This window comes from Microcoleus sp. PH2017_34_RAT_O_A (genome assembly GCF_020737885.1).
Lineage (GTDB): Bacteria > Cyanobacteriota > Cyanobacteriia > Cyanobacteriales > Microcoleaceae > Microcoleus.
The window spans coordinates 1-12,019 of sequence record NZ_JAEQDD010000140.1 but is presented as its reverse complement, the minus strand read 5'-3'; the positions used below and the strand labels follow the sequence as shown (position 1 = coordinate 12,019).

At 45.3% G+C, this 12,019-nt stretch carries 8 protein-coding genes and 2 pseudogenes; 3 read left to right on the top strand and 7 right to left on the bottom strand.

What is annotated here, in order from left to right; translation table 11 throughout:
• The 3 genes and pseudogenes from JGK11_RS30595 to JGK11_RS30585 all read right to left on the bottom strand — a co-directional run.
• On the bottom strand, positions 1–459 hold a 459-nt coding region (locus JGK11_RS30595), incomplete at its 3' end, for a pentapeptide repeat-containing protein (protein ID WP_293214198.1).
• A 130-nt stretch (positions 460–589) separates the two neighbouring features.
• Positions 590–925 (bottom strand): annotated as a pseudogene (locus JGK11_RS30590) (pentapeptide repeat-containing protein); the annotation flags it as partial.
• Between the two features lie 12 nt (positions 926–937).
• Positions 938–1,267, bottom strand: coding sequence for a pentapeptide repeat-containing protein (locus JGK11_RS30585; protein ID WP_293214196.1), 330 nt, complete (start codon positions 1,265–1,267; stop codon positions 938–940).
• On the opposite strand from JGK11_RS30585, the gene JGK11_RS30580 reads away from it, so the two are divergent.
• Positions 1,266–1,493, top strand: coding sequence for a hypothetical protein (locus tag JGK11_RS30580; protein WP_293208670.1), 228 nt, complete (start codon positions 1,266–1,268; stop codon positions 1,491–1,493). The genes JGK11_RS30585 and JGK11_RS30580 overlap by 2 nt on opposite strands.
• Before the next feature lie 364 nt (positions 1,494–1,857).
• Here JGK11_RS30580 and mrdA read toward each other — a convergent pair whose 3' ends face one another.
• The 4 genes and pseudogenes from mrdA to JGK11_RS30560 form a co-directional block, all read right to left on the bottom strand.
• The gene (gene mrdA, locus JGK11_RS30575) at positions 1,858–3,675 is read right to left on the bottom strand and encodes a penicillin-binding protein 2 (protein ID WP_293175558.1); all 1,818 of its coding nucleotides are present in this window, start codon (positions 3,673–3,675) and stop codon (positions 1,858–1,860) included.
• A 360-nt stretch (positions 3,676–4,035) separates the two neighbouring features.
• Complete coding sequence (locus JGK11_RS30570; protein ID WP_293175844.1) at positions 4,036–4,722, bottom strand: N-acetylmannosamine-6-phosphate 2-epimerase; 687 nt, start codon at positions 4,720–4,722, stop codon at positions 4,036–4,038.
• A 96-nt stretch (positions 4,723–4,818) separates the two neighbouring features.
• A pseudogene (locus tag JGK11_RS30565) lies at positions 4,819–5,184 on the bottom strand (four helix bundle protein).
• A 71-nt stretch (positions 5,185–5,255) separates the two neighbouring features.
• A complete protein-coding gene (locus tag JGK11_RS30560) occupies positions 5,256–7,799 on the bottom strand; it encodes a GAF domain-containing hybrid sensor histidine kinase/response regulator (RefSeq protein WP_293214193.1) in 2,544 nt (847 codons plus the stop codon).
• Positions 7,800–8,225: 426 nt separating this feature from the next.
• Between JGK11_RS30560 and JGK11_RS30555 the strand changes: the two genes are divergently transcribed.
• Positions 8,226–9,512: a chemotaxis protein gene (locus JGK11_RS30555; RefSeq protein ID WP_293175564.1), complete on the top strand. Its 1,287-nt coding sequence runs from the start codon at positions 8,226–8,228 to the stop codon at positions 9,510–9,512.
• A gap of 445 nt (positions 9,513–9,957) precedes the next feature.
• Positions 9,958–11,889, top strand: coding sequence for a response regulator (locus JGK11_RS30550; RefSeq protein WP_293214191.1), 1,932 nt, complete (start codon positions 9,958–9,960; stop codon positions 11,887–11,889).
• Positions 11,890–12,019 lie beyond the last annotated feature (130 nt).

Here is a 12,019-nt window from a genome sequence, read left to right as displayed (position 1 = left end):
AAATTTGCATCTACTCAAATTAGTTAGGTGAAAACCAGTTTCCTGTAAGTCACTTCTGCTGAAATTTGCCCCAGTCAAATCCGCTCTGCGAAAGTTAGCCCGCCACAGACAAGCTCCGCTCAGGTTCGCCCCACTCGAATCAGCATCTTCAAAATGCGCGTATGCCAAGTCGAGGTCGCTCAAATCTGCTCCACTAAAATTGATTCCTTGTCCGTAAAAAACTAGCCGTTGCAAGTCACTTTCCCTGAAGTTAGCCCCACTCAAGTTTACTCCACTAAAGTAACCATCCTTACATTGATCGCCGGTCAAGTTCACTTTAATTAGAGAAAAGTCTCTCTCCCCAGCGTCATAGCGCCTCAGCACTTCTTCAAACCACAACCTTTTTCTACTGTTGCATATTCTCATCCATTCTGCTTCTCGTTTTTCTTCTTCTTCTTCTTCTTCTTCTTCTTCGTTCATGACTTTATTCCTCGAAGCTGTTGACAATAATAAAAATGTTGATTCTACTAAAATAGCTTAATGTTTTAAAACTAGCAAATACTTACTTCGGGAGCAATTTTTTATCAACTCATGCCATAGTAGCTATGAATTAGTCTTCACTGTTCCCAATAGTACCATCGGGCATGATGGTATCTTTAAAGTGAGCATCTGTAAAAATAGCCATTTCAGATTTGTGACTTCTAATTTCATCCAGATCCAACTTGGTGCCAAAAAAGTTAGTTCTCGTCAAGTCAGCTCGAGAAAAACTAACTCTATTTTTAAACTTAGCATTCCTAAAATCACTATCGGTTAAGTTAGCATCATCAAAACTTGTCTCAATCATCTCGGCTCCACTTAAGTTTGCTCTACTCAAATTCGCGTCGTAAAACTTAGTCTCCTGCAAATCGGTCTGAGTCAAGTTCGCCCCAGTCAAATCCGCTCTGCCAAAGTTAGCTCGCTACAGACAAGCTCCGCTCAGGTTAGCCCCACTCAAATCCGCATCTTCAAAATGTGCGCGGGCCAAGTCAAGGTCGCTCAAATCTGAGCCACTAAAATTGATTCCTTGTCCGTACAAAACCAGATGTAGCAAGTCACTTTCCCTGAAGTTAGCTCCACTCAAGTTCACTCCACTTAAGTAGCGCTCCTTAGATTGCTCGTCGCTCAAGTACACTTGAATTAGAGAAAAGTCTCTCTCCCCTGCCTCATAGCGCCTGAGCACTTCTTCTAACCACACCTGTTTTCTACTGTTGCATATTCTGATCCATTCTGCTTCTTCTTCTTCGTTCATGACTTTATTTCTAGAATCTGTTGAGAATAAAAATGTTGATACTACTAAAATAACTCAATCTTTGAAGGCTCACAAGGAAGAACAGCAAGCGCGGCTGGCAGCGGAGTCAGCTTTGCGATCGCTCTTAACTCAAGTTTTAAATTCTGGGATGAATCTGGAACAGGTGGCGCAAATGATGAATTTATCGACTTTGGAGGTGAGACGATTGGTTGGAGAAAACTTTTGAGTGCATTGACAACAGTAAGGTGCGCGGGAGCACCTTACTTGACAAAATATTAACAGTCAGCAGTCAAGAATTAATATCATGTCCCGTCGAACGACCATAATAAGATTGGTTTGTAGTGAGGACTTCAGTCCTCGGATTTGGATGCGGACTTGCATTCCTCACTACAAACCATTTTTAGGGCTGATAATTGACACGGTGTGACTAAAGTCTTCACTAGAAACGGTTTTTAGCGTAATTGACAGGGCATATAGCCTTTCTCAAAAAGATGAGGTATAACTGACAGCTCGATAACCGCTTAGACGTATAGGGCCCAAGCCCAACAACATACCTCATATGAGAGCTAGATTCGCTATAATATCAATTATTATTTGAAAGGCTTGTTAGTAGGTTTAAAACCTTGTTTTTGAAAATAGGTTTTAAATACTTCGTGAGCAATTGGTGCGGCCGAGACGGCACCAAATCCTCCGCCTTCGACTATAACTGCGATCGCAACTTCCGGCTTGTCAGCGGGAGCAAAACCCACATACATCGAATTGTCAGGATGACCTGGCATTTCCACAGTCCCTGTCTTGCCAGCACTTAAAGGAATTGTACCGTCATTCAGACCGCGGCCTGTACCCTTTTTCACCACGTCCATCAATCCTTCTTTAATCACCTTTAAAGTAGAAGGTTTAATTCCTGTGGGGATTTTTTTCGTGAGGGGTGTATTGGTTTGAGAAGCCAATAAGTGCGGCTGCACTCGATAACCGCCATTAGCAACAGTTGACACCATCACAGCCAATTCTAGGGGAGTACAAAGTACCAAACCCTGACCGATCGCCATTGTGACGGTATCGCCCACATACCAATCTTCCTTGTACATTTTCTTTTTCTCTGCTGGCGTGGGCACTTGACCGTGATTGGCACCGTCTATCCCCAAAATATCTAAATTAATCGTCCCGCCAATGCCCATTTTAGACGCCCATTTCGACATTTGTTCCGGGCCTGCCGCCATGCCTACTTGATAGAAAAATGTATTGCTGCTAAAGGCCAAAGCATCGCGAAAACCGATAACACCTTGACCCGCGCCGTGTTCGTTGAAAGAAATGCCACCGATCGTAATTGAAGAAGATGATACTAAAGTCGAGTCAGGAGAAAACTTGCCCGATTCCATGCCGGCGACAGAAGTTACAATCTTAAAAGTGCTGCCGACTGGATAGCCTTGAACTGCCCGATTTAAAAATGGTTTTTCTGGCCCTTGCAGTCGATCCCATTCTGTTTGAGTCACCTTGCGGGTGAAAATGTTGGGGTCAAATGTCGGCCAACTAGCCATTGTTAAAAGCGCTCCGGTTTTCACGTCGATCGCTACAACGGCACCCAGGCGATCGCCCAAAGCTTTTTCGGCAGTTTTTTGCATATCTAAATCTAAAGTTAGCTGCACGGGTTTGCCGGGAATAGGCTCTTTTACGCCTAAATCTTGAATTTCCTCGCCCTTAGCGTTCACCTCGATCAAACGGTTCCCCCAAACGCCTTCTAAAGTTGGATTGGCTAACTTTTCAACTCCCATTTGACCGACGATCATCCCCATTGGATATGCAGGATTAGCTTTTAATTCGTCTAAAGTAGCTTCACCGACGTACCCCAAAAGGTGAGCTGCTAATTGCTGGTTGGGATTGTCGCGGCTCGATTCTACGCGAATTTCAACTCCCCGCAAAGTATTGCTTTGTTCTCCCAAAGCGACGAAAGTAGCGACATCGATATCTTTACTAATTCGCACTGGCAGGGCTGATTTGTAGCCGGCTACATCGATTTTTTTGATGATTTCGGTGGCGGGAAGTTTGACGATCGGGCTCAGTGTAGCCGCGACTTCTTGCCAATCCTTTGCCGATCGCTCTTTTGGCCACAAATACACCGATCGCGATACGCGGTTCGCCGCCAAAATTTTGCCGTTGCGATCTAAAATTTGACCGCGAGTCGCTGCGACTGAGACAGGGCGAATGCGGTTATTTTCCGCCCGCTGTCGGTTGTAGGCTCCCTGTACCAGTTGCAATTCGGCTAGACGAAACATCGGCATCGTCACTAATGTAGTGACGATCAGCATAAAAATCATCACTTGGAGCGATCGACTCCGTTGCTGTGCAGGATTGTCCGAGGTATTTTTGTTTAATCGGACTTTAGAGTTAAAAGAAAAATCGCTAGCCATATTAATTAATCTGCTCTTTGATTGAATTAACAGGCAGATCTAATTCTCATCCGGATTATTTCGGGGAGGATACAGCGATGACAACTTTTAGCTCTTTAGTGACCGACATAAATATGCCTATTGGCAGATACATAAATACGTAAAATCCCGTACAGTTCTTGTTCTACAATTTCCTATTTATTTTCCTATTAGCATAAATAATTGCTTGAAAGCCTCTGGGTTTGGCGTAGAAATTAAAATCAGACGATTCATTACTCCAATCCTCGGACTTCCAGGTAGAGGTTGCCCTCAAGCGGTCAACTGTCAACTAAGAGGGCTCTCACGGGGGCACTGCCCCTACAACAGATCAACTGTCAACTGTCAACTGTCAACTGTCAACTGAATGAACGACGCATAGGCTGTCACCTTAATATCAATTCCAGTAATATCTCCACCGACAACAACAGCCGTTGCTCCTAAATTCAATGCTTTTTGAGCCATGGAGGGCCCAGAGATTCCGCCTTCGCAGATAACGGGAATCTTGAGCTTTGCTACCATTTGCGCTAGCAAATCAAATCCGGGCGGCGAGAAACTTTCTGTTTGGGGTGTGTAGCCAAAAAGAGTAGTACCGACAGTATCTGCACCAGCTTCAGCAGCGGCGATCGCAGATTCTATAGTATCTACATCCGCCATGACTAATTTCCCTAATTCTTTGTGAATGCGATCGATTAACGTCTTTAAGTCTTCGCCAGCAGGGCGGTTTCGCAAAGTCGCGTCAATGGCGATAATATCTGCTCCTGCAAGTGCGATCGCCCGTGCGTCTTCAAACCGAGGAGTAATGTAAATCTCGCATCCCGCCAATTGCTGCTTCCAAATGCCAATTACGGGAGCCGATACCTGTTGTCGCACCGCTGCAACGTGAGCCGGGGTGTCAATCCGCACGCCCGATGCCCCTCGATTGATGGCGGTGCGAGCCATTGCTGCAATCACGATCGGATCGTGCAGTGGCGAATCAGCAGGTGCTTGACAAGAAACAATTAATCCTGTGGGAATTTGACAGTTAATCATGGGGAATTGGGGAATGGGGAATGGGGCATGGGGCATGGGGCATGGGGCATGGGAATGGGGCAAACAGGGCATTGGGAATTGGGCTTTTTTTGTAATTTATTCCCTGTGTCCTATTGAACTCAAATAGGCGTTAAGTTTTGGTAGTAATTTATCAACAATTGGTTTAAATTTGCTTACTTCTTCGCTGGTGATGAGTTGTCTAGCATAGGCTAATCTTAACCAGTTTACGGTTTCGTACAAAGAGCCTCTCGCAATTTTTACAAAACGCCGATTATCTTGGTCACTCTAACGACCTCTTCCTTCAGGAATATTAGCACAGACACTATCAGCAGACCGAACGATCTGTTTGCCGATCGCATCTTTTGTGAAGTAATCCCATTTTTTAACAATCTCCCAAATCTGATTCGCCAAACTTTCCGCCAACTTATAAACTTCTAATTCCTCAAAATCAGGTCTTCCCATAATTACCTCAAAAACTCAATTATATTAAATGCCCCATGCCCCATACCCCATGCCCCATGCCCCATGCCCCATTATCCATTAATCCCGGCCATTAAAGAAAGAATTTTGTCAAGCAATTGCTCGGGGTGAATCGGTTTAGCCAAACAATCGTTAGCTCCCGCCGTCACAAAAGATATTTCATCTGCGGGAATTTCTTTAGCGCTTAAAGCCAGAATTTTGAGATTTTCAGTAGCGGGTTTTTGGCGAAGTTGTTGAATTATTTCGCAGCCGTTCATCCCGGGTAAACGCATATCCACAATCACAGCATTGGGCTGCAAAAGTTCAATTTGTTCTACCGCCGCCGAGCCTTCAATCATCCACACTACCTGCATTCCTGCGGCTGTCAGGATATCGCAAATCAGCATGGCAGTTTCTTCATCTTCTTCTACGAGGACGAGGCTGCCCCGCAAGGAGGAAGAGTGCAGCGGTAAAGATGAATTCGATTTTTCATATTTGAATTTTGTGGATTCATCTTTGCTTTTAGTTTGCATTGGTATAAAAACTGTAAAAGTAGAGCCAACATCAACTGTAGAGTTGACTTCGATCGCGCCGCCGTGAAGTTCTACTAATTGTTTGGTCAATGCCAATCCCAAACCGGTGCCGCCGTATTCGCGGCGGTAGGGGGAATCTAACTGCTGGAATTTTTGAAACAAGAGCGATCGCTGATCTTCGGGAATTCCAATGCCGGTATCTTTGATTTGAAAAACAGCGGTGCTACCTGGGGGTGCAGTACCGGGCTGTCGCACTGCTGGCGTCCGAGTTTTATCTTCTGTCACCCACACTCGCAGGACGATTCGCCCGCCTTCGGGAGTAAATTTAATCGCATTTCCTAAAAGATTGAACAGAATTTGTCTCAAGCGGCGCGGGTCTGCGGTGAAGCGATCGCACTCTTGTTTGATCCGCTGTTCTTGCACGAGTTCCACGCCTTTAGCTATAGCTTTTTCTTTGAAGGCGTGCAGGCTCTGAGAAGCTAATTTAGAAATTGAAAATTCACTAATTTTTAATACTGCTTTTCCTGCTTCTACTTGCGATAAATCTAAAATATCGTTAATTAATTCTAATAAGTGGTCGCCGCTGTCCCGGATAGTTTGCAGGTACTGTCGCTGTTTGGCAATTGGTACTTCTTTGGTGCCAACTTTGCCGTAAGACCACCGCAGCAGCGTGTCCGAAATGCCGATGACGCAGGTGAGGGGAGTCCGCAATTCGTGGCTCATAGCTGCCAAAAATTCGCTTTTGGCGAGGCTGGCAGACTGGGCGGTAGCAAGGGCATCGCGCAGTTCTTGCGTTCGCTCTATGACGCGCTGTTCAGAGGTACACTTTTGCTGCTGGACTTCTGCATAAAGTTCGGCTTGGTAAATGGCGATCGCCAAATGTTCTGCTATTTGCCGCAAAAATGTTTTTTTGCTTTCTTCCCACTCGCACACAGTACACTGGTGGGCGATTAGCAGCCCCCACAATTCGTCTTGAACTACGATCGGTACTAGCAACTTCGCCCGCACCTTCGCCCGCCGCATCAACTCTAAAAAACAAGAGTGCGAAGAGTAAGTTATTTCCACATCAGTGACGCACAAAGCCAAACCTTTGCGATATTTCTCTCTGTCAATGACTCCATCGGGAAAACACTGGGCGCCTTCACTAAAATTCAGTACAGACGAGATAGCATCGCTGGCTAAAGCTTCGTAGGTAACGCGACCTAAATACAAGTAAGAACCGGGATTTTCTTTGACTTCGCCAGAAACCGCCATAGGTATTTCTTTACCTAATTCGGCATGGTGGGGGGCTGGCACTTTTTCAAATTGATAAATTAACAGGCGATCGACATCCAAAAACTCTCGCACTCTCGAAACTGCTTTTGACAAAATTACTGGTAATTCCAAACTCTGGCGGATTTGAGTTGTCACCTGATTCAAAAGTCGCTCTTGTTCTAGCTGCTGCTGCAAAGCATCTTCCACAGACTGACAAAATGAAATGCAGGGACTGGCAATTTGTAAGTGATTGACGGCTTCGGCAATCTGGTGGTGTAGCGTTTCTGGAGCGATCGGTTTTAACGCTGAGTTTCCCTCTATTTCTGTTGGGAGCTTTAGGGGCAGGGGACTGTTTTTGCTGGCATCGGTAGCGAGAAGATCCAGCAAATTTAGGGTGAATTCGCTTTGTAAAATTGCCGAGTTCGGCTGTATGTTCTTAATTGCTTGTTTGAGGGCGCGAATGTCAATTTGTCTTGGCGGTGCGGGCGTTATTTCTGCGAGTTTGTCTGCGAGGGGAGAGAGGAATTTGGCGATCGCCCCTGGATCGAAAGTCAAATCCACATTTAATTGCGAAGTGAGATGTTTTTCACTGTGTTTGCGTCCGTTTGTTGCCAACTCATCTAATGCCTCGCCCCGCAGCAGCGCGCTAAACCGAGCTGATACCACTGCTGCAAACCTTTGGGACGAGTTTCCTTCCCCATTTTCAGGATTGGCGATCGCATCGTCGGCGAGCCAAATCGCCCCCGGGAGTTCAGCCATTTGCTCTAACAACTGGTAAGCAGCCTCAAAGGTTGCGATCGGCAAAGTTCGATTTAAGGTTTTTGGTTTCAATCTAGGTATTTTCCCGGTTGTTTTAAAGGACAAAATATGAATGCCGCTGTTTTGGGGAGGGAACCAGGGGCGCAGCAGACGGGGCCGCTCCAAAAGACTTGAGATCAAAGAAGTCAGTCGATTTTAGATCTTAGATTTTAGATTTTAGATTTACTTGCAGCTTCGTGAATCACCGGAGCAGGAACTTCGAGCTAAGATTTTGGGCTGCTCGCAACTTAAGTCGCGCGCTTGTATCCGTTTTTCTGCGGTGTCGTGACTCAAATAACGTAGCCAGTTAAGGCTGAGGCTGGTCAACACAGCTTGCGAGATATTACTCTTACAAGCTCAGTTCTTTTAAGACTGGGTTGCTGACTACTTTAAACAATCTTAATCCAGTATAATATCAATATATAATTTGTTAACTTCTACTTAACACTATCCGGGTAAATGAGCAATCCAACTCAACTCACCCCCGATTTCACGATCGGACATCTGCCGTGTCACCACTTCCAAGTCAGTGCTGCAACTCCAGGACAGGTAGTGGCTCAAAGATTCGAGCAAGAACCAGACCTACCGGGAGTGATTATTACTCACGAATCACAGGTATTGGGCATGATTTCTCGCGTCAAATTTCGAGAACAAATGAGTCTCCCCGATCGCGTAGAAATTTACGGTCAGCATCCGATTCGAGCCTTGTTAGATTTTATGAGAATACCGCCTTTGCTGATGGAGGAAAACTGGAAAGTTGAGGATGCCGTACAAGCGTCTCTCAACAGGCATAAAGATTTAATTTATGAACCAATTATTGTGGTAATGGACAATCAGAGTTTCCGCCTTTTGGACGTTCGGACTCTGGTGATTGCCCAGTCTAAAATTTTAGCTCAAGCTAACAAGCTTATTCAAAAATACAGAGTAGAAAGACAGAAATATATGGGAATCATTCAACAAGAACAGGCAAAATTTTATGAATGCCAGGAGTTGCTAAAATCCCAACACCTTCAAGCCCAAGTATTGCAGAATACTCCGAGTCGCGAGCAAGTGACACTGGTCAAACAAGCTGAAGAAATTTCTCAAATAAATCAGCGATTTGTGAGGATTGCGAAGTTAATTTCTTCAGAAGGCCGCCAAGCATTTCAAGCTACTTTTCAAGGTGCTAATTCTATTTGCAATAATACACAGAAAATTTTGGGTATTAGCAAAGCAATAGCTAATGATTTAGAAACGGTTAACCGCACTTCCCGAACCATCGGGGAGGCGATCGAACAAGTCAGGCATTTAGCAGTACAGGTGGCTGTAGTTACCAATCAAATGGGAAATCAGCCCAGCGGTCTGAGCAAGGTGAGTTTGGAAATTGGCAGACTGGCAAGTAAAACTTTTGAATTGGGGACCCAAATCGAGCAAATTGCCAGCCGATTTAAACTTCGGGTTCACGAACTCACGGAGGCAGCAAGAGCGGGTGCTAATGTAGCTAAATCGGTGACCATCAAGATCGATCGTGCGGAAATGGCTTTGTTAGAGTTGGAGGAATTAATAGCGGAAAAAGATTTCAATTCACCGACCGCCATTAAAGAAAATTTGGGAGTTAAAAAAAGTGTTGTTGCTCATTCTTTAGTTAAAGATTTAGAAGACGCTGAAGCTGAAATTTCTGAATGGGAAGATATAGTTAAGCAGCAAGATTCATCGCAATATCTGATTCAAAAAATTCAGCAGGCGCTGAAGTCGAAAAAGCCCTAAAATTCTAGGGCTCATCTGATTTAACTTTTCGATATGTATAGCCTTTCTAGCTCTCATATGAGGTACGAATGGGCATGGGGCATGGGCCAAACAGGGCATAGGGCATGGGGCATAGGGCATGGGGCATGGGGCATGGGGCATGAGGCATCGGCCAAACAGGGCATACTCACTACGCTTGAGAACCGCTATATAGGAGAAGGAGAAGGAAAAAGGAAGACGCCTTGAGTTATCGTCGTGATATCTGGAAAAAAGCTCGTGTTTCAAGAACTTCATAATCGTCGGGGCGGTTGGTCTGAAAAAATAAAAAGTAACAATTTTACAATTTGCACAATACTATTTGTTTGAAGGAGGTTAATACGAATAAATTAAGAGTTAGGCAACGCTATTTGCATCACAAGATTTTGATTTAAAGTCACAAGAATTGGTCAAATAACAGGCTAGGTTTATGAAAATTTTGCTAGTAGAAGATGACACAATTACAATCAATTTGCTGACCAGAGCGCTGAATGCTCATAATTACAATGTGAATACGGCGGAAGACGGCGAAACAGCCTTGCAGTTGGCACAAGCCTACGATTACGACTTGATTGTTTTGGATGTGCTGATTCCTAAACTCGACGGTATTAGTTTGTGTCGGGAATTGCGATCGTCCGGCTGCCAAATGCCGATTTTATTGCTGACAGCGCTAGATAGCAGTAACGATCGAGTTCAAGGTTTAGAAGCGGGTGCAGACGATTATGTGGTGAAACCCTTTAATCTCCAAGAATTAATTGCTCGAATTCGGGCTTTGCTGCGCCGGGGTAAGGCAAGTTTGTCGAGTACAAGTTTGACTTGGGAAAAACTGCAAGTCAACCCGGATACTACGGAAGTAACTTATGGCGAAAAAGTTCTGCATTTGACTCCCAAAGAGTACAATCTGCTGGAACTTTTTCTGAGAAATCCCCGGCGCATTTTCAGCCGCAGTGCCATGCTCGATCGCATTTGGTCGGCGGGCGAATTTCCTCAAGAAGAAGCCGTTACCGCTCATATCAAGGGGCTGCGGCACAAGCTGAAAGCAGCCGGGATGACTGTAGATTTAGTGGAAACGGTGTATGGATTGGGCTACCGGCTCAAAAGTCTGCCGGAGGAGATTGAGAGTCCAAAAGTTGCCCGGGATACGGCAGAAACTGCTAAAAGTCAAGAAAATGTACCTGCTGAATCGATCGCACACAGCCAGGAATTAAGCAACGATGAGCGCCGCCTCCAAGTCCTGAGTGTGGTTGCGGAAATTCGGGGCAAGTTAAAAGCTAATTTTATCGAAAAGGTGGTGATATTCGATCGCGCGATCGCCCAACTGAAAACCGGAACCTTGGACAACCAACTGCGGCGGGAAGCCCAGGAGCAAGCTCACAAATTAGTCGGTTCTTTGGGAACTTTAGGGCTGCCTAAAGGTTCGGAAGTTGCGCGCAAGATCGAACAGTTGTTCAAGGCCCAAAACATCTTTAAACCGGAGACTGCTCAGCAGATTGAGGATTTTCAGGATTTGCTCAAACAGATATTCGATCGCCCGCCGGAACCTGAAAGCGAGCTGGTTACTGCGGTTTCCAAAAAGCGCCGCATTCTGATCGTTGATGATGATACTTTGCAGAGCGATCGACTAAAAGCAGCAGCATCCGGTTCGGGCTTTGAGATAGAAGTTGCCACATCTGGGCAATCCGCAAGAAGCGCGATTTCTCAACAGCCTCCCGACGCGATTTTACTGGATTTGACATTTTCCAGAATTCAGGAAAACGGACTTACTCTCCTAGCCGAGCTCCGCACTGAAAAACCTGATATTCCAGTGATGATTTTTAGCGGGAACAATCAATTGAGCGATCGAATTGAAGTTGCTCGTTTGGGAGCTTCGGGCTTTTTACATAAATCTATCTCCCCAGCAGATATACTCAAAGCAGTCGCCCAGGTTCTCGACCAAACAGGCGCTTCTGAAGCCAAAGTTATGGTAGTAGACGATGATGTGCATCTATTGGCTGCGCTGAAAATGATTCTACAACCTTGGGGATTGCAAGTCACAACATTAGAGCGGCCCGAAAAGTTCTGGGAGGTACTCGAAACCACTTGTCCAGATTTACTAATTTTAGATGTGGAGATGCCTGGTTATAGTGGTATCGAGCTGTGTTTGGCGGTGCGGAACGATTTGCGCTGGAGCAAGCTTCCCGTGCTATTTTTGACTGCTCATTCTGAGTCGGAAATAGTGCGTCAAATGTTTGTCGCGGGTGCTGATGACTACGTGAATAAGCCGATCGTGGAACCGGAATTAATTGCTCGCATCCTGAATCGTTTGGAGCGGACTCAACTCCGACACAAACTTGCTCTGACACAGTTGACAGTTGACAGTTGACAGTTGACAGTTGACAGTTGACAGTTGTCACGAAGGAAGAAGGAAGAAGGAAGAGTTGACAGTTGACAGTTGACAGTTGACAGTTGACAATCAAAAATCTTCAATCCCCAATCGAAAATCCAAAATCCAA